General features: G+C 36.0%; 17 protein-coding genes. 5 read left to right on the top strand and 12 right to left on the bottom strand.

Annotated elements, in window-relative coordinates; genetic code table 11:
- Window positions 1-98: 98 nt before the first annotated feature.
- Entirely contained in the window at window positions 99-2,903 is a 2,805-nt protein-coding gene (locus CDL10_RS08965) for a T9SS type A sorting domain-containing protein (RefSeq protein ID WP_100678212.1), read from the top strand.
- Between the two features lie 350 nt (window positions 2,904-3,253).
- On the opposite strand, the gene CDL10_RS08970 is transcribed toward CDL10_RS08965, so the two are convergent.
- Window positions 3,254-3,592, bottom strand: coding sequence for a single-stranded DNA-binding protein (locus CDL10_RS08970; protein ID WP_100678213.1), 339 nt, complete (start codon window positions 3,590-3,592; stop codon window positions 3,254-3,256).
- A gap of 187 nt (window positions 3,593-3,779) precedes the next feature.
- Here CDL10_RS08970 and CDL10_RS08975 point away from each other — a divergent pair, with 187 nt between their 5' ends.
- Window positions 3,780-4,124 carry a hypothetical protein gene (locus tag CDL10_RS08975; RefSeq protein ID WP_100678214.1) on the top strand — a complete coding sequence of 115 codons (345 nt, stop codon included), beginning with the start codon at window positions 3,780-3,782 and terminating at the stop codon, window positions 4,122-4,124.
- A 208-nt stretch (window positions 4,125-4,332) separates the two neighbouring features.
- Here CDL10_RS08975 and CDL10_RS08980 read toward each other — a convergent pair whose 3' ends face one another.
- The 6 genes from CDL10_RS08980 to CDL10_RS09005 all read right to left on the bottom strand — a co-directional run bounded on the left by CDL10_RS08980 (window position 4,333) and on the right by CDL10_RS09005 (window position 9,109).
- Complete coding sequence (locus CDL10_RS08980; protein WP_100678706.1) at window positions 4,333-4,764, bottom strand: nuclear transport factor 2-like protein; 432 nt, start codon at window positions 4,762-4,764, stop codon at window positions 4,333-4,335.
- Between the two features lie 77 nt (window positions 4,765-4,841).
- Complete coding sequence (locus CDL10_RS08985) at window positions 4,842-5,219, bottom strand: GxxExxY protein (RefSeq protein ID WP_100678215.1); 378 nt, start codon at window positions 5,217-5,219, stop codon at window positions 4,842-4,844.
- 92 nt (window positions 5,220-5,311) lie between these two features.
- Entirely contained in the window at window positions 5,312-5,659 is a 348-nt protein-coding gene (locus tag CDL10_RS08990) for a DoxX family protein (RefSeq protein WP_100678216.1), read from the bottom strand.
- Window positions 5,660-5,728: 69 nt separating this feature from the next.
- The gene (locus tag CDL10_RS08995) at window positions 5,729-6,484 is read right to left on the bottom strand and encodes an SDR family oxidoreductase (protein ID WP_100678217.1); all 756 of its coding nucleotides are present in this window, start codon (window positions 6,482-6,484) and stop codon (window positions 5,729-5,731) included.
- A 154-nt stretch (window positions 6,485-6,638) separates the two neighbouring features.
- A complete protein-coding gene (locus CDL10_RS09000) occupies window positions 6,639-7,013 on the bottom strand; it encodes a helix-turn-helix domain-containing protein (protein ID WP_100678218.1) in 375 nt (124 codons plus the stop codon).
- A 167-nt stretch (window positions 7,014-7,180) separates the two neighbouring features.
- Window positions 7,181-9,109, bottom strand: a complete 1,929-nt coding sequence (locus CDL10_RS09005; protein ID WP_100678219.1) for a peptidylprolyl isomerase — start codon at window positions 9,107-9,109, stop codon at window positions 7,181-7,183.
- Between the two features lie 316 nt (window positions 9,110-9,425).
- Here CDL10_RS09005 and CDL10_RS09010 point away from each other — a divergent pair, with 316 nt between their 5' ends.
- The 3 genes from CDL10_RS09010 to hppD are packed head-to-tail and all read left to right on the top strand — an operon-like array spanning window position 9,426 to window position 12,212.
- A complete protein-coding gene (locus CDL10_RS09010; protein ID WP_100678220.1) occupies window positions 9,426-10,583 on the top strand; it encodes a homogentisate 1,2-dioxygenase in 1,158 nt (385 codons plus the stop codon).
- A 57-nt stretch (window positions 10,584-10,640) separates the two neighbouring features.
- Complete coding sequence (locus CDL10_RS09015) at window positions 10,641-11,000, top strand: four helix bundle protein (protein ID WP_100678221.1); 360 nt, start codon at window positions 10,641-10,643, stop codon at window positions 10,998-11,000.
- Between the two features lie 48 nt (window positions 11,001-11,048).
- Window positions 11,049-12,212 (top strand): 4-hydroxyphenylpyruvate dioxygenase, encoded by a 1,164-nt coding sequence (gene hppD, locus CDL10_RS09020; protein WP_100678222.1) that lies wholly within the window; start codon window positions 11,049-11,051, stop codon window positions 12,210-12,212.
- Between the two features lie 131 nt (window positions 12,213-12,343).
- Here hppD and CDL10_RS09025 read toward each other — a convergent pair whose 3' ends face one another.
- The 5 genes from CDL10_RS09025 to CDL10_RS09045 all read right to left on the bottom strand — a co-directional run bounded on the left by CDL10_RS09025 (window position 12,344) and on the right by CDL10_RS09045 (window position 18,190).
- Window positions 12,344-13,060 (bottom strand): hypothetical protein, encoded by a 717-nt coding sequence (locus CDL10_RS09025; protein WP_100678223.1) that lies wholly within the window; start codon window positions 13,058-13,060, stop codon window positions 12,344-12,346.
- Window positions 13,061-13,075: 15 nt separating this feature from the next.
- Window positions 13,076-13,735, bottom strand: a complete 660-nt coding sequence (locus CDL10_RS09030; RefSeq protein WP_100678224.1) for a hypothetical protein — start codon at window positions 13,733-13,735, stop codon at window positions 13,076-13,078.
- Window positions 13,736-13,884: 149 nt separating this feature from the next.
- Window positions 13,885-16,536, bottom strand: a complete 2,652-nt coding sequence (locus CDL10_RS09035; protein WP_133119481.1) for a TonB-dependent receptor — start codon at window positions 16,534-16,536, stop codon at window positions 13,885-13,887.
- Complete coding sequence (locus CDL10_RS09040) at window positions 16,536-17,306, bottom strand: GLPGLI family protein (protein WP_100678226.1); 771 nt, start codon at window positions 17,304-17,306, stop codon at window positions 16,536-16,538. Before CDL10_RS09040 ends, CDL10_RS09035 begins: the two co-directional genes overlap by 1 nt.
- Window positions 17,307-17,362: 56 nt before the next feature.
- Window positions 17,363-18,190: a GLPGLI family protein gene (locus tag CDL10_RS09045; RefSeq protein ID WP_100678227.1), complete on the bottom strand. Its 828-nt coding sequence runs from the start codon at window positions 18,188-18,190 to the stop codon at window positions 17,363-17,365.
- Window positions 18,191-18,211 lie beyond the last annotated feature (21 nt).

Genomic DNA, 18,211 nt, shown 5'->3' on the forward strand with positions numbered 1-18,211 from the left:
ATAAAAAGTAAAGAAAAACAAACAAAAAATAAAAATAATTTTTCTGTTTGGAAAATTTTATATAAATTAAACGTCTATTAACACAAATTATATTAATTATGAACAAGATTACTTTTACCGATTCATACCAGAATCGAACACGAAAAACAAAACGATGGCTGGGAATGCTGGCGTTTTGTGCCACGCTTTTTGGCGGGCAAACAGCTTTTGCTCAAATAGCTCAAAGTTATGACTTTGATGATGAAACACTCCAAGGTTGGGTAAATTCCGGCGATGCCGAGTTCTATTCCACCACTAGTGGACAATGTGGAGGAGCTTCCGGAATACAACTTAATATGTATACGTATGAAGACTGGTGGGGTGGTGGTATAGTATATGTTTCTCCGAACACTCTAACTTCTCCAAATATAGGTACATCTGATGGTACAGAGGCATCAATGAGTTTTCTTTATAAGGCGGTAAACTATGGTGGAGGAACTGCCGCAAACGCAGATGCTTTTGAAATGGAATTACAATGGGCCAACTCCAGTTCCGGACCATGGACAACATTTTACACAATAGACGAAGACAACCACACGCCTTCTTCGGATTGTACGACTGTTAATTTAACCTTTACCCCTGGAACAGGAGACTTATATGTTAGATTTAATTCTGAATTATTAGATGAGTATGAAGATATATTGATTTATCTTGATGACATACAAATAAGTCAGGGCGACGCTCCTTGTTTCCCACCAACAGGATTAACAGCTACAGACATTTCTCTAACAGGAGCTACTTTAGGTTGGACAAGCGACGGAGATGAATTTGAACTGGAATGGGGAGTACAAGGTTTTGAGCAAGGAAGTACAGACGGAACTATCGTAACCGGCATTAACACTAATTCATATGAACTCACTGTTACAGAAGGAGGGAACTACGATTTCTATGTACGTCAGATTTGTGATAGTGGAGAAAGTACTTGGGCAGGTCCTTTTAGTTTTCATGTATTTGTATTGGGAGATGATTGTTCGGCTCCTATTACTATTGATGCTTTACCTTATACCACTACAGACGATACTGCCAATTATTCAGACAATCCTAATATTGAAGGTTCTCCGGGAGCATCTGGCTGTGGTACAACAAGTTCTTATTTGAACGGAAATGATGTTGTTTATTCTTACACTGCTGATTCCGATGGAACGATTATAGTAAATATTTCAGGAGTTTTAGATTATAGCGGAATATTTGCTTATGCAAGTTGTGATGATATCGGTACAGCCTGTATCGGGGGAGCAGTCAACGGATATCTAGGAGGAGGAACAGCAGAATTCGAGTTGAATGTTGAAGATAGCGAAACATATTATTTTGTAATTTCAACTTGGGCAAGTCCGCAAACAACGGCATATACTCTTGAAATCACTCAATTATTATGTGCTAACCCAGTTTCTTTAACAGCTACAGATATTTCCACACAAGGTGCTACTTTAGGCTGGACAAGTGATGGAAATGATTTTGAAGTGGAATGGGGAGTACAAGATTTTGTACAAGGAAGCACAGACGGAACTATCGTAACCGGCATTAACTCTAACTCATATGAACTCACTGTTACAGAAGGAGGAAACTACGATTTCTGGGTGCGCCAGATTTGTGATACAGGAGAAAGTAACTGGACAGGTCCTTATAGTTTTACCATTCCTTGTCTTCCTACAACAGTACCTTATGTTCAGGATTTCGACTCTGCTGCTGTACCTGATATGCCTTCATGTACCTCTGTTGAAAATGCAGGCTCTGGAAATAACTGGGTTACTAATAGCAGTTCGAGTTATGGATTTACAGAAAATCATTTGAGATACAGTTGGAATTCCAGTAATAATGCTAATTCTTGGTTTTATACTCAGGGAATAGAATTAGAAGCAGAAACAACATACAAAGTATCTTATGATTATGGAGGAACAGGCACAACATTTCCTGAGAAACTAAAAGTAGCTTACGGAGATTCTCCTTCTTCAGTTTCTATGACTACTGTTTTGGCAGACCATACTAATGTAGTCAATGAAACTCCAACCAACAATGAGGTAGAATTTACTCCAACGACTTCCGGAGTTTACTATTTCGGGTTTAATGCTTATTCTGACGCAGATAAATTTTACTTACATTTGGACAACATTTCCATAGATGTTGTTACCGACGACCCATGCGACGGTATTACACCACCGGAAATCGAGTCGCCACAATCACTTGATGAAGGACAAACTTTGGCTGACGTAGTAGTAACAGCGGGCGAAAACCTAACCTGGTACACCGATGAAGATTTGACTGAAACAGCAGATACTTCAGAAGCACTTACTGAAGGAGAATATACGTTCTTTGTAACACAAACTGTTGGAGACTGTACAAGTGAAGCTGTAGAAGTAGTTATAAACGTAACCAACCCATGCGACGGGATTACAACACCGGAAATCGAGTCGCCACAATCACTTGATGAAGGACAAACTTTGGCTGATGTAGTAGTAACAGAAGGCGAAAACCTAACCTGGTACACCGATGAAGATTTGACTGAAACAGCAGATACTTCAGAAGCACTTACTGAAGGAGAATATACCTTCTTCGTAACACAAACTGTTGGAGACTGTACAAGTGAAGCAACGGAAGTAGTGATTACTGTTACTTTGAGCTTGTCTGAGTTTGATACTACCCAACTTAAGGTGTATCCAAACCCGACTAACGGCGAATTGAATATATCTTACACTGATACCATCAACCAAGTGGAAGTGTACAACTTGTTAGGACAAAAAGTAATAACACAAAACTTTGAGTCTAACGATGTATCTCTCAACGTAAGCCACCTTAGCAATGGTTCTTACATATTGATACTACACGCCAATGGCTTGAAACAACAAGTAAAAATTGTTAAAAAGTAATTTGTAATACATAGTTCATAAAATCCGCCCGGAGGAGTACATCTTCCGGGCGGATTGTTTTTTTCTGTAAAGTGAATGAGTGTGATGGAGTGAACCTGTGACTAAGTAACGAAGTTTAGGGGTTCAAGTTGCCACCGTTATCGGTTATAAATTTCTGGAAAACGACCGGATTTTGGTTGTGAAGAATTAGATGAATGTTAGATGTCTGATGTTGGGTGTTTATTTAACCACAAAGACACAAAGTTCACAAAGAAATCTCTGTGCACTCTGTGCCTTAGTGGTTCATTCATTCGCTAATTACCTCATCGGAACTTTAGCTTTGGCAAATTGTTTCTATACAACAAGCTAAATCACTTATTACCACTCCCCAAAAGCAGGATTTCTTCCACCCTGATTTCCGTGATATACCGCTTTTGACCATCTTGTGTATCATAACTCCGGTAAGTGAGTTTTCCGTCAACAGCAATTTGATTTCCTTTAGTGACATACTTTTGCATGATTTCTGCCGTTTTTCCAAAAGCAACCAGATTGTGCCATTGAGTGTCTTCCACTCTTTCGCCTTGTGCGTTGGTGTAATAATCGCTTGTGGCAAGAGTTACGCTGGCTTTTATTCCACCGTTCTCGAAAGTTACCACTTCCACATCTTTTCCTGTGCGTCCGATAAGACCTACTTTGTTTCGTACCGACATAATACTATAAATTTAAATTAAACAATCAAATCCGGGTCGTTCGATTTTTCCCGAATCTCTGGTGCAAAGATTCTGCAAAAGCCAAAGTTTAGTCGGTAGTTATACAATTACTTTCGATTGTAATTATTTGTAAACGGATAAATTGTTATATTTGAATGTTTTATAAAAATAAAAAAATTGCAGAAAAATGAATAAATGTTTAGAATGCGGCGAAAAAATCATCGGTCGTTCAGATAAAAAATTCTGTAACGATTCATGCAGGAACGCCTATAACAACAAACAAAACAAAGATGCATCAAACCTGATGCGGAATGTAAATAATAAACTTCGGAAAAACTACCGGATTTTGTCCGACCAATCATTCACGGACGGAAAAGCTAAAACAACTCGTCAAAATTTATCCATAGACGGGTTTGATTTCACTTATTTCACGCATTTCAAAGTGTATAAAAACGGTGCAGAATATCGGTTTGTGTACGATATCGGTTATAAATTTCTGGAAAACGACTGGATTTTGATTGTGAAGAATTAATTTTTCGGGTGTTTTTAACCGCAAAGCTTGGTGAAATGCGGATAAATTGGGCAAAAATTTAATTTAGCAGTAACCTGTGAGTCGTTGACTAAATTAAAAAAAAGCCCCTGCTCACAGCATTTGGCGGATATTATTTGCAGAAAGTTTCAATTAACCGTAAAACCCCGTCATTTTGCTAAACTACATCTATCAGCAGTCTTTTTTTATATTAATACCTCATTCTCCAACTGGTTATCAGTCCGTTTTCAACAGTAAATAAAAAGTTAGCTTTGTTGGTATAACCCTGACTCGAATATTGACCCGTAACAACAACCTCATTTTCGTTGATCACGGTATATTGGGGATTCGCAACTTTACCTTGACGACTGATGATGTCACTTTCTAACCATTTTCGGGTTTCTTCTGCTGTTTTCATTATTCCGTCAGCTCCATAAGCTTGTGTAGCGGTTTTTGAAAATTGAGCTCTAATCAATTCTGCATTTTCTGATTGCATTGCTTCCATCAATGCTTTTACGGGGTTTAATAGGGTTTTGTCTTGCATTTTTTCTGAATTTTGAGTTTCTGTTTGATTGTTTTTCTGTGTTTGTCCGCACGAAGTGAGCGAAACCGTTAAGGTAATTAAATAAAATAGTTTTTTCATTTTTTCATCTTTTTTTCTGTCGCAGATATTTTTTGCCACAGATACACAGATAAAATAACATCTGTGTATCGTGGCTACTAAACTATAATTCGTTTGTATTGAAGTTTAGGTTCTCCGAAATTCACAACGAGGGCAATTTCGCATTGTGATACTTTCAGGTAATTGATGGCTTGAGCAATATGCTCTTCAGCAATTTCTTTTCTTATTCCTTTTATCTCTAATATTACATTGTCAAAAACTACAAAATCTGCATAAAATTTATGTGGTAAAATCACACCTTTATAATTGACCGGATATTCTTTTTCTCTTTCATAAGGAACCCCTGCTCGTTGAAATTCCAATTCCAAAGCGTCTTTATACACTATTTCCAAAAATCCCGCACCTAACTGGTTGTGGACTTCCATACAAATACCGATGATTTTGTAAGTTTCCTCTTTTAAAGGAAAATGTTCCATATTTTTTACGTTTTATTTTTTCTGCCACAGATATTTTTTGCCACAGATGCACAGATAATGCGTTTTTCATCTGTGTATCTGTGGCTTTTTAATCAATTCTTCAAAGGGTGCTGTAAGTAGATAATAACCAGATTAAGCAATAAAAATGGAATTTCTATCGCAACGCCTTTCAAATCTCTGTTCAATAATTGCAGACAGATAATCATCAATATTCCTGCTGCCATCAGGAAGTTTCCCCAAACAAAAGTTCTTGGAAACAGAATTAAAACCGAAGCCAACAATGTTACTGCTCCGTTTATCATAACTGCATTTTTACTGAAATTCCATTTACCAAACATTTCCAGCATCTCGGGTTTTGCAGTAAGCATATTCCAACCGTGTTTTGTTCCCATAAACACAGCAAAAAGAATTAAAATTGTATTTAGGATTTTTAAAATCATAATCTTAAAATTTTAAAATGAAAGGCAAACAACCAAGTCATTTGCCTTTCAAAAATAGTAAATTTTCTTTTATCTTGTTGTATAACCACCATTTGCGAAAATAGTTTGTCCTGTGATCCACCAACCGTCTGTTACCAAAAACTCTACCAATGGAGCAATGTCTTTAATATCGGTCAATCCTCCCAAAGCAGAAGCAGATTTGTGGTAAGCTACTGCGTCATCGCTTTCCTGTCCGTAGAAAAAAGGCGTATCCATAGGCCCGGGAGCAACACCTGTTACGGAAATTCCTCTGTGTCCGAACTCTTTTGAAGCCATTCTCGTAAAATGCTCAACAGGTGCTTTTGCTCCGGCATAGGTAGAATATAATCCTGTGTAAGCTGCTAAAAGTGAGGTAACAATCGTGCAAAGTTTTCCGTTGTCGTTCAGGTGTTTTCCGGCTTCCTGAATAAAGAAATAAGCCACTTTTGAATTGATGTCAAACATCGTATCGTAATCTTCTTCGGTTGTGTCCAAGAAAGGTTTTTTCAACACCATTCCTACCGTGTTGATTGCAATATCAATACCTCCGAATTTGGATTTGGTTTCTTCAAAAAGTTTGGTAATGTTCTTTACATCTGTCAAATCTGCCTGAAACAAAAATGCCTGTCCTCCTGCATTTGTGATGTCTGCCAAAGTTTTTTCCGCTTCTGCTTTTGTGCTGTTGCTATTGTAATGAATCGCTACTTTTGCTCCTTTTGAAGCAAAATCTCTGCTCAATAATCCGCCTAAGTTTTTTGCACCTCCTGCAATTAAAACTACTTTTCCGTTTAAATCATTTCTTGCCATTTTTTTTGATTTTTAAATGTTTATAACTGAATACAAAATTGGCAGATTAGAAAATATATTTTGTGGTGAACTTTTCGGAAGTTTTCATTTTTACCTCACCCAAATCTGTTTCACAACAAATTTCACCTCTCCTTTGGAGAGGTGAAAACGGAAATTATTTAGTCGATTTTCGGAATTGTCCAGGCGTTTGTCCAACAAACTTTTTGAAGAATTTGGAAAAATTGGACGGGTCGTAAGTCAATATTTTTGCAATTTCAGAAATTGATTTATCACTTTCGGAAAGCATTTGTTTGGCTTTATCAATAATTTTGAGGTCATAAAAATGACAAGGATGATTTCCTGTTTCTTTCTGAACCGTATCAGTCAAATGTTTATGGGAAATAAATAATTCACTTGCAATCTGATTGATTTCCATAAATTCCTCAACCTTACCCGAAACCACATCAGCAATATGTTTGTCTAAAAACTGAAAATAGTTTTCGGTAATTTCTTTGCTTCTCGTTAATAAATATTTGTTGGTTTCACTCATTAGGTCTCAATTAAATAAATATTACAAAGGTCAGAACTTTTGATAAGTTATTTATGGTGAACTTTTCGGGTGTTTTTAACCACAAAGACACAAAAAAATCTCTGTAAACTCTGTGCCTCTGTGGTTAACACTATTCGCTAATTAACTAATCAAACTTATTGGTCAATTTACTGCTTATATTTTCGTTTCAACTGGTCAAACGCAGATTGATTCACAACAATTTCAGCATTTTGTTTCAGTTGATTGTTCCATTCCGTTTCGTAAGAACTTTGGTAATCATATGCTACTCTGTTCTCGACTTCTTCCCAACCCGGAATTCTCGCAGAAACATAATCATCGATAACCAAAACAGCATATTTACTTTTCACAGGAAATACCTGTACCGAGCCTTTATGATGATTTTTACTGTTTTTCAATCGCTCGTCGGTTTCCGCAATATCGCCTTTGTACCAGGTTTCCGGCTGATGTTTTTCTACCGTTTTTTCGTAAGAATGATTCTTTTGGTAGAATTTCATGGCTTTTTCAGCTTGTTTTTTAGTATCATAAATCAGTAATCCTCCGACAATTTTTGAAGGTTCCTGATATTTTTCAGCATTTGCTTTAAAATAATTTTGCTGAGCAATTGTGTCTTGCTTGGCTTTTGTCCAGATTTCCTGTTCCATCAAATCAAACAGCAACAAACCTTCGCGATATTCCTGAACCGTATGTTTGAATTCCGGATACATTTCCTCCAGATTTTCGTCATAGATTTGTTTCAGATTACGAGAAATAAATTCCTCCCATTCGTTAGAAAGATAGGTTTCACTAATTGTAAAATCGGCTTTTAGTTTTAGTCGGTTGTTCAGGAAATCAGCAAACTGATTGGCGGTAAATTCTCCGCCGTCATACGAGCCAATAACCTCATCAGCATTTTTCAGCACAGTCGGATTCCAATCTTTGCTGTTCGTTTTACCTTTATATAGACTCACAAGCGATTGCAACGCTTTTTGTTGAGGCTGAAAATGATATTTTTCCTGCAAATGCTTGTTCAAATCCTTTTGCAGCACCTGAGCCCGCGAATCGGAAATCACTCGCCTGCGGATATTGGCATATGATTCTTCGTAGGTTGGCATCGGCAGAATTTTGTCTAACTGCACGATGTACCACGAACCTTTGTCCGAAAAAGGTTGGGTAAACTGTCCTTCACTCATCTCATAGACTTTATCGTCGATTCCCTGAACGCTCAATGAACCCGGATAAAATTTTTCTATTTTTCTGAAACCATTTTTCGCCCCATACACATAATGTTCAGATACTTCTTCGATAGGTTTTCCCTGTTGCAGTTCGGTATAGGCTTTCTTAATCATTTCCTCTGCCTGAGCTGCGTCGGCGAAATCCGCCTCATTGATGCGAATCATCGAAATCGAACGATAATAACGAATTGGTTTTTCGTCAGTTACTTTTATGATATGGTAGCCAAAACGCGAACGAACCGGCTCAGAAACTTCGCCAACAGGTGTTTTGAAAGTCGCACTTTCAAACGGATAAACCATTCTGAAAACAGTAAAATAGCCCAAATAACCTTTGTTTTGTTTTGCTGACGGGTCTTCGGAATATTCGACTGCCAACTCGCCAAAATCCATTCCTGACTGAGCTTTTTGGTACACGTTCATCGCTTTTTCATAAGCCTGCAAAGTATCCTGCGGCGAGGCAAACTGGTCAATGCGAATGAGAATATGTGAGGCTTCACGTTCGAATGATGAGCGATCAAAGGCTTCTTTTATCAGTCCGTCCAAACGGGTTTCGTCTGTGAAATATTTCTCTGCCAGCTCTTTGCGGTGTTTTGCCAACTCTTCTTTATAGCTCTCTTTTTCGTCTAATCCCAACGCATAGGCTTTCTGCACTTTTAGCTGATAAAGCACATACAAATCCATATAATTATCCAAATCTTTCTGGTTTTCATCTTTGAGCAAATCGAGGTTTTTGGTATATACCCGCTCGAAATCATCAACAGAATAACTATGGTTGTTGATGGTTAGTAGCACCTCGTTGGGCGACTGTGCATAAACCGTTGTAAATAAAAGCGAAAATACTAAAGCTAAAATCTGTTTGTACATAAATTGAAATTTTTGAAAAACAAAAATACATATTTTTTTGAGAGGTTGGTCAACTCAAAACAGATATAGGATTTGTTAATTTTTAAACCAAGTTTTTATATCTGCGAAAAAATTAAGATATTTGAAGTTACGAAATGAGTCATAGCACTTTATCTAAAGAATGATGACGAATTCCATTTAACCATAGACAGATAAAGACAACAAATGAAATATTGGGAAGGACTTTTAGCACAACTCAAATACTTCATCAAGCGCAAGCCTGAATGAAACGGGTTGTTTTTCTTTATTTTTATGTTTAACTTAAAACAAACAGGTTATGCCTTTATATCATAAATTAGGAAATATTCCGCCAAAACGCCATACCATTTTCAAAAAACCCAACGGAGATTATTATTACGAGCAGTTGTTCGGAACCGTAGGTTTTGATGGTATGTCCACCAATATGTACCACGAGCACCGTCCGACACAGGTTAAGGAAATCAAAGGTTCTTACAGCGTAAAACCTGAAATTGCACGTGCCAACAATATTCAGTCTTATCGTCTGAGAGGATTTCAAGTTCCAAAAACACCTGATTTTTTGGAAAGCAGAAAACCGATGTTGACGAACAGCGATTGTACGATTACTTTGTCGGCACCTACGAACAAAACACAGGATTATTTTTATAAAAACACCGATTCTGACGAGTTGATTTTCATTCACAGAGGAACGGGAAAACTGCGTACGTTTTTAGGAAATCTGGATTTCAAATACGGCGATTATTTAATAATTCCTCGTGGAATTATCTATAAAATCGACTTTGATACCGACGATAATCGTTTGTTTATTGTAGAATCACGTCGTCCGATTTACACACCTAAAAGATACCGCAACTGGTTCGGGCAGTTATTGGAACATTCGCCGTTTTGTGAACGCGATATCCGCCGTCCGGAAGAGTTGGAAACCTATGACGAAAAAGGCGAGTTTCTGGTAAAAGTCCGCAAACAGGACGAAATCTTTGATATGGTTTATGCTACGCACCCATTTGATGTTATCGGATACGACGGATATAACTTTCCTTACGCGTTTTCAATCCACGATTTCGAACCGATTACGGGAAGAATCCATCAACCGCCACCGGTACACCAAACCTTTGAAACCGATGCGTTTGTAGTATGTTCGTTCGTGCCACGTTTGTATGATTATCACCCGGATTCTATTCCGGCACCATACAATCACAGTAATATCGACTCTGATGAGGTGTTGTATTATGTGGACGGAGATTTTATGAGCCGAAACGATATCGAAGCCGGACATATTTCGTTACACCCGGCAGGAATCCCACACGGACCGCACCCGGGAGCAATGGAACGAAGTATCGGAAAAGTCGATACGCAGGAATTAGCTGTAATGGTGGATACATTCAAACCGTTGATGGTAACAACAGAAGCGATGAAGATTGCCGACGAACAATATTATCAGTCGTGGTTGGAGTAATGTTAATTAGATAATTAGCCAATGTGCGAATTAGCGAATGCAATAGAAGTAATTTAAATGAATTTTACTAATAGTCCTAAATATCAAAACAATCCAGTTCTTAAAGAAACTTTTGAGTTAGCTCTCATGATTGTTAATTACACGGAATTATTAGAGAAAAATCATAAATTCGTAATCGCTAAACAGCTTACAGGTACATCAATCGGTGCGAATGTCAAGGAAGCCCAAAATGCCGAAAGTAAAGCAGATTTTATCCATAAGATGAAAATAGCCTTAAAAGAAGCAGACGAAACGGAATATTGGCTTTTTATATGTGAAAATTTAGAAAGTTATCCCAACCCAGTGGGCTTATTAGAGAAATTAAACGGAGTATTAAAACTATTAAACAAAATAATTAGCAGTTCCAAACAAAATTAGCAAATCCGCTAATTGGCTAACTCGCTAATAAATTAAACAACAATAATTATGTCACAACAAGATTTAAAATCAGTAGAATACGGATTAGATAAAATATTTGAAGGAGCACAAGATTTCCTTCCGATTTTAGGAACAGATTACGTAGAGTTTTACGTAGGAAATGCTAAACAAGCAGCACATTATTACAAAACAGCTTTCGGTTTTCAGTCTGAAGCTTATTCAGGTTTAGAAACGGGTGTAAGAGACAGAGCGTCTTATGTTATCAAACAGGATAAAATCCGTTTGGTATTAACGACCGCTTTAAACTCACAATCTCCTATCGGAGAGCACGTTAAAAAACACGGAGACGGCGTAAAAGTTATTGCTTTGTGGGTGGAAGATGCCCGGAAATCTTACGAAGAAACCGTTAAGCGTGGTGCAAAATCGTTTATGGAACCAACCGTAACCAAAGACGAAAACGGCGAAATCGTTCAGGCAGGTATTTTTGCGTATGGCGAAACGGTTTTCTTATTTACAGAACGTAAAAACTACAATGGTTTGTTTTTACCGGGATATGTAAAATGGGAAACTGATTACAATCCGGAGCCGGTAGGTCTGAAATTTGTGGACCACATGGTAGGAAACGTAGGCTGGAATCAAATGAATGTCTGGGTAAAATGGTTTGAGGATATCATGGGATTCGTGAATTTCCTTTCATTCGATGACAAGCAGATTACCACAGAATATTCGGCTTTGATGTCAAAAGTAATGGCAAACGGAAACGGGCGTATCAAATTTCCGATTAACGAGCCTGCAGAAGGAAAGAAAAAATCTCAAATCGAAGAATACCTGGATTTCTACGAAGGAGAAGGTGTACAACACATTGCTGTGGCAACAGACGACATTATTAAGACCGTTGCTGATATGAAAAGTCGTGGTGTAGAATTCCTTTCTACTCCTCCACAAACATATTATGATGCGATTCCTGAGCGTTTGAAAGACCACATGGATAAATTCAAAGAAGACATCAACGAATTGCAAAAACTTGGAATTATGATTGATGCCGACGACGAAGGTTACTTGTTACAAATTTTTACCAAGCCGGTAGAAGACCGCCCGACTCTATTCTTTGAAGTAATTCAGCGTATGGGAGCCAGAGGTTTCGGAGCAGGAAACTTCAAAGCGTTGTTTGAATCTATCGAAAGAGAGCAAGAAAAACGCGGAACGTTGTAAAATTAAGAGCCTGTTTAAATTTGTATTGTAAAAATGTTTATAGGTTATTTTTGAGATAGAACAAGGCAAATTTTCAAAGGATAGCAGAGCTATCGTTTTAAAATATTGTGCAGTTGTGGTAGCTAGCAGAATTACTTCACTACTTTTAACTCAAAATACAAACCGTTCATAAATTCCACCTCGTCTTTATAAAGAAAATACTTACCATTGTGAGATTTGCCTTTGACTATCTTGGTTTCTAATATCGGTTTTTGTTTTTCTCGTAAAGGTCCAGAAATAATAGCATCATGCAAAACCTCTGATTCGTCAGTATTTAAAAACTCAAAACCTATGTAAACAGGCTCATCTTTATTTATTTCCACAACATAATTAAACTCAAAGGTTACTTCGCTACCCTTTTTTTTAAATAATGATACTCCACTTTTCATATCTCTAACTTGAATAAAGTTGTCGTATACTAAGGAAATTGTATCACTTGAAGGACTTATTTGATATATAATCGGTCTGAGTGCTTTCTTGATAGCAGTAGTATTTCCGGCGGTAAGCAATATAAATGATACACCATTAAATCGTATATCTTTATTAGGTATGTATTTGGTAACAACTTGACTACCTTGATGTATAGGATAATTATGCATCGAATTACTCCAATCAGCAATTTTTGGCTTCTTAAAAATTTTTGTCCATTTCGAATCTATTTTTTCAATTTGTATAATCAACTCTTCTAATGTAGTATCTTCTACTTCATTGGCGATAGAATTTGATTGGGCGTGTAAAGCACCGGTAATTGCTAAAAACAAAATGACAAAGTATTTTCTTGACACAATATAACCTTTAAGAAGTAACATATTATAATCTAATTTTTAGGAACAAGGATGTATCCCTGAAATATCATAATCTACATCTGCTACCATTCCTAAAAAATATTTAGTCTTAGTCCAGTATGTTATACAACCTGTTACTTCTCCATCAGCCCCATATACAGGTCTTTCAACTTTTTTAGTACAATTACCCCAAACTTTTTTCCAAAAACCACAGTCTTTTTTTGAAGCCACTGTTACATAATCATTTGAATATTTAATAAAATCAAATTTATCAGTAACTAAATAATCATTTGAAGTCCTTAGATTATTAAATGAACTAGTTTTGCTTTCTTTTGAGTCAAAGATAGTCAAAATATCATTGTTTCTATCCACATCTGCGAAATATAAAAAATCTCCGTTGTTCAAATCGCTTACTACGTAACCTCTAGCTTCTCCATCGACAACAAGTTCTTTAATCTGAATCAAATCTCCTTCTCCTGAATCAATGTCGATAGTTCGTCCTTCTGTAAAATCCTTTTTATAAAAATCTTTAGCGTATCTAGCATAATCAACAGACGATGTAGATTTTATAGAGTTTTGTTCGGTTTCGTTCACGCTCTCTATTTTATTACCTGAATCATCTGAGCTACAAGCGACAAACCCTGTGGCAATAAAAGCCACACCTAAAATGCTTAATGCGATTTTCTTAAAATTTTTCATACGAAATAAATTTGTTTGTTAATAATAAGTTTAATGGTGTAAACTTAAGGTTCGTATGAAAAAAATCTTATTCTAAAGGCGAATAATTTTATTCTAATTTAGAATAAACTAATTTTTTATGTGACTTTTTTGAAAAAACAGGCTCTAAGTTAAAAAGAAAAAATTGCTCCGGCATTGACAAATCCGGACAAAGTTCTCATAATGATTTCCTGTGTGTAATAAGGCGTTATAATCAAGTTGTTTTTGGTATTATCGTTTCGTATATTCAACATATTTTGCGCATTCAGATAAAACTGTATGTTTTTACTAAAATTGTATTGTGCTCGGAAACCTAAGTCGAAAATGTTCTGTGAACGCATTGATGACGATTGATACAAATAATAATTTGTATCTACATTCCAGTTCAGTTTTTTATCAAGGGCTAATCCAGTCAGGGAAACAAATGGTGTTATTCTTTCTAATTTGGCAGAATTACGTTCAGCATTTATTTCATTTTCGCTCACATTGTTCATATAATTAATTCCCGCATTGAAATTGAAAGGACTGTCGTTGTAGTAAGACTGTATGGTCAAATTTGCGGATAGGTTGTAATTTGTATTGTCGCTTGGCATATTATTCAAAATCGTTTGTAATTGAGAAATTGTTCCAAATGAATTAAACTTTATACCATAAGGAACTTCACGGAATTTTTTATTGAAAGTTATATTGGCAGATGTTGTGGAATTTACATCGAGGTACTGAAACTGTTGCTCCGAGACCAATTCGGTATTAATATACGATTTCTCCAGCTTTTTTCTTGCCTTGCTGTAAGAAAGCGAAACAGTAGAAAAAATATTTTTTTCCGGAACAATATACACCATTCCGACGCTGTAGGCATCAGTAATCATTCTTTCCGGATTTAAGAATGACGGTTTCAGATAAGACCGGTAATCTTCAATAATATTGCCAGTTAGAAATTGATTAACAGAAAAACCGTTCAAATTGGAATTATACGAACCAAAAACAGTACTGTTCTTGGTTAACCCATAAGAAATACTTGCATTTGGCAAAATAGCCGTTATCGATTTTTTTGAATGATTGTAAAGAAAATGATTTGTGTCATTATATTGTAAACCTAAATTGTAACTGAGACCTGAATTTTTTAAAGTTCCTTGGTATTGCAAGCTAAAACTGTGTTCTTTTTTTTCATATTTATCATTCAGTTGAAATGATGATAATTCGGTTATGTGATTGCTTAAATGTTCATTTTCCCAACCTGAATATGCCTGAAAAATAAGGTTATTCATGCCCAATTTCCAGGTAGCTGTTCCGGATATTCCGGCGTGATTGTTTTTTACTTTGGTATGCTGTTGTAAATCAAATTGATTGCTGCCAAACCACGAAAACATTTCTGAGGAATGAAAACCCTTATCTGTGTTGGCATTACTGTAATCATAAAAAACGATGGCGTCCAACAACAGATTTTTACTTAAACGATTTTTATATATCGCATTGATGCCAAGGTTGTTGGTTTTTACTTTTACATCATTGTCAAAAGATAAATTTGGAACATCAGACAGAAAAACCGATGCTATGGATTGATTTTGTTGGTCTTTGGACCAAAGGGAATAAGCATTGATTTTGAAATAGGCATTGTTTTTAAATTTTTTCTCGTATTTCAATACATTTGATGCGTAAGCAGATTTCCCTTCGATTTCGTCGGTGCGTTGGATATTATTTGATTGATCATCAAAAAAAGTCTGTTGGTTAATCGTTTGCTCTGACTGGTTCAAAACATTAAACGTAGAAATAAATTCGAGTCGTTCGTTTTTATTAAATTTATGAGCAAGATTGAGTGTATAATTGGTCAATCGGCGTGATCGTACATCATCTTGAGCAAACAAAAAAGAAGGTAAATTCTGGCTTGATACCGAGCTGCCTACTTTCGGAAGTTGTTCGCGAACCATATTTTTACCATTCATATTCCGAATATCCAGATAATCTTTGACAGACAGCACACTGTAATTGATATTATTGGTATTTGCGATCAAACTAAACATCGTTTTTTCTCCGAAATTGTATAAATTTCCGTGTGCATTATAACGGTTTTTTATTCCTGCCTCTATGTCAATATTTCCTTTGAAACGATGTTTATAATCCTCTTTTATGCCGATATTTAAAGCTGTTTTTCCGGAATTTTCAAAATCTTTCATGCTGGACAGGTTTTGGTAATTCGTCAGCAATTCAATTTTCTGAATCATTTCTGCCGTAATGTTTTCATTGGCAATTTGATGATTCTTGTCGAAGAACTCATTTCCATCAAACAAAAGATGGTCAATAAGCACGCCATTGTATCTTATTTTTCCGTCTTCGTCGATAGCTAATCCCGGCAGTTTATCTATCACATCTTTGAGTTTCAACTCAGAACCATCGAGTAACGAAACCAAATTATAGCTCAATGTATCGCCTCGTTTAATCACATCATAGGCTTTGGTTTCAATGATTATTTCTTCGAGTTCGTTAAGTTTTGGTTCTAAAATGATTTGCACTTTTCCGGGTTCATTCAGCAACAACTCTCGGGATTCATACGATAAATGGCTTAGTTTTATTTTTAGAGGGAACGAAACATTATTGGCGGAAATAGTAAATGCTCCGTTCTTGTCAGATTGTGTAAAAGAAATGATTTTTCCGGTATCCGGATTAAGCAATTGCACGTTTGCCAAAGGAATTTTATTTTCATCGATGTCCTGCACAACACCAGTAACGGTTTGTGCGTAACCATTGCAAATCGAAAAAAGAAACAAAAATAAAAATATTCGCATTAATTGCTCTTAATGATGATTGTTCTCGTATTTGATGGTACTGATTGAGGGGTGGATTGAGAATTTGTGGGTTGAGGATTTGTGTATAGTTCTTCAAATGTATAGATTTTTCCTTCAAAAACAGGTTTTTCAAACGTTACCGGATCGTCTAAGTTTTTGACAGATTGTGCGATAGTTTCCATGCCACTTGTACGCACAAATAGTATCAAACCAGGCAAGCCGTCAAATTTATCAGGTCCTGCATTTATCGCAATATCTTCTGCATACCAAGCTTCAAATGTTCCACCCATGAAATTAGAAACAGCTTTTCGGCATGTATAACCAGCAATTTCTGAGGTTTCGTCTGTTATTTTCCATTGCCAATCTATAGGTTCGTCGATAACATGATAACCATTCTCGGTATAATAAACTTTTTTATTTACTAATTCTTTGTAATAAGTTTTTTCTTTAAACTTAAATACATTTTCATCATACACCACTTTTCCTCTGAAAGTCGTAGATTCTCCATCAATTATAGTGTTCTCTTCTTCATAAACAGTGTCGTCATCTGCAAATAAACTCAAAAAATCATCATGCTGATAATAAGAAATACCGTTGCTGTATTTTAAAGTATAGGAAAATCTGTTGGGCAAAAAGTCTTTTTTTATAAACTCAGGTAATTTGTCTATTTCAGTTTGACTTATCCTTGGATTTTCAAAATACCTGACCTCAAGGTTTTGGGCAAAAGCCTGGCAGCTTATAAATAATAATAAAAGAAATATCTTTTTCATGTTGTCTTAGCTTAGCACCTGTTAAAATTATCTATAAACACTTTTACAATAAGTTCTTAATTATTCCAAGTAGATTGGCTCACTCTTTGTACTGATTTTTTCTCTCCTTTGTTTGGACCATTTTGGAATTCTAAAACTCTATTTACAGTGATGGTTGGTTTATGATTAACCTTTCTTGTATATACCTCATCAAATGTATAGGTTTCTCCTAGAAAACTAGGTTTTTCTATATCGATTGGTCCCTCGGGAAATTTAATAGATTTCGCTACAAACTCAACACCACCAGTGTTTACATATAATATTAATCCTGGCAAGCCATCAAACTTTTCGGGACCTGCACTTATGGGAATATCCTGAGTAAACCATGCCTCAAAATAATAGCCCTGTATTCTCGTAATTGCTTTTTTACACAAGTAACCACTAATGTTTTTCTCTTCATCGGTTATCTCCCAGTTCCAATCAAAAAAATCATCTACAACTTGTTTTTTTTCGTTGATAACTAACTCTGCATAGATTTTTTTATTAAAATAATCTTTGTAAAAAATCTTTTCAAACCTTTTAAATTGATTAGGGTCTGGGATTGATTTTCCTACAAATTCCACTTGCTCTCCATCACTTAATTCTAAAATTTCCTCTACTTCTTCTTCTGTTTCTTCTTCCAAGAAGTGACTGTAGTCTTGATTTTCGTATATCGAGTAACCGTCATTATAGGTCAAGGTATAGGAAAACCGATTAGGTTCATAGTTCTTTTGAATTGATTTGGGCAACTGTTCAATCTCTGATTTGTTTTTAATGATGGCATTCTCATAATATTCTACAACCACTTGTTGTGAAAACACGTGTACATAGAATAAACAAAAGGCTAATAAATAAAATAGTTTCATAAAAATACAATAAATATGTGG

This window comes from Avrilella dinanensis, assembly GCF_002807015.1.
GTDB classification, from domain to species: Bacteria; Bacteroidota; Bacteroidia; order Flavobacteriales; family Flavobacteriaceae; genus Flavobacterium; species Flavobacterium dinanensis.

What these genes read in the sequence shown, in the direction of transcription:
- CDL10_RS08965 (WP_100678212.1), top strand. Translation starts at nt 99, where the DNA reads ATGAACAAGATTACTTTTACCGATTCATACCAGAATCGAACACGAAAA.
- CDL10_RS08970 (WP_100678213.1), bottom strand. Translation starts at nt 3,592, where the DNA reads ATGTCGGTACGAAACAAAGTAGGTCTTATCGGACGCACAGGAAAAGAT.
- CDL10_RS08975 (WP_100678214.1), top strand. Translation starts at nt 3,780, where the DNA reads ATGAATAAATGTTTAGAATGCGGCGAAAAAATCATCGGTCGTTCAGAT.
- CDL10_RS08980 (WP_100678706.1), bottom strand. Translation starts at nt 4,764, where the DNA reads ATGAAAAAACTATTTTATTTAATTACCTTAACGGTTTCGCTCACTTCG.
- CDL10_RS08985 (WP_100678215.1), bottom strand. Translation starts at nt 5,219, where the DNA reads ATGGAACATTTTCCTTTAAAAGAGGAAACTTACAAAATCATCGGTATT.
- CDL10_RS08990 (WP_100678216.1), bottom strand. Translation starts at nt 5,659, where the DNA reads ATGATTTTAAAAATCCTAAATACAATTTTAATTCTTTTTGCTGTGTTT.
- CDL10_RS08995 (WP_100678217.1), bottom strand. Translation starts at nt 6,484, where the DNA reads ATGGCAAGAAATGATTTAAACGGAAAAGTAGTTTTAATTGCAGGAGGT.
- CDL10_RS09000 (WP_100678218.1), bottom strand. Translation starts at nt 7,013, where the DNA reads ATGAGTGAAACCAACAAATATTTATTAACGAGAAGCAAAGAAATTACC.
- CDL10_RS09005 (WP_100678219.1), bottom strand. Translation starts at nt 9,109, where the DNA reads ATGTACAAACAGATTTTAGCTTTAGTATTTTCGCTTTTATTTACAACG.
- CDL10_RS09010 (WP_100678220.1), top strand. Translation starts at nt 9,426, where the DNA reads ATGCCTTTATATCATAAATTAGGAAATATTCCGCCAAAACGCCATACC.
- CDL10_RS09015 (WP_100678221.1), top strand. Translation starts at nt 10,641, where the DNA reads ATGAATTTTACTAATAGTCCTAAATATCAAAACAATCCAGTTCTTAAA.
- hppD (WP_100678222.1), top strand. Translation starts at nt 11,049, where the DNA reads ATGTCACAACAAGATTTAAAATCAGTAGAATACGGATTAGATAAAATA.
- CDL10_RS09025 (WP_100678223.1), bottom strand. Translation starts at nt 13,060, where the DNA reads ATGTTACTTCTTAAAGGTTATATTGTGTCAAGAAAATACTTTGTCATT.
- CDL10_RS09030 (WP_100678224.1), bottom strand. Translation starts at nt 13,735, where the DNA reads ATGAAAAATTTTAAGAAAATCGCATTAAGCATTTTAGGTGTGGCTTTT.
- CDL10_RS09035 (WP_133119481.1), bottom strand. Translation starts at nt 16,536, where the DNA reads ATGCGAATATTTTTATTTTTGTTTCTTTTTTCGATTTGCAATGGTTAC.
- CDL10_RS09040 (WP_100678226.1), bottom strand. Translation starts at nt 17,306, where the DNA reads ATGAAAAAGATATTTCTTTTATTATTATTTATAAGCTGCCAGGCTTTT.
- CDL10_RS09045 (WP_100678227.1), bottom strand. Translation starts at nt 18,190, where the DNA reads ATGAAACTATTTTATTTATTAGCCTTTTGTTTATTCTATGTACACGTG.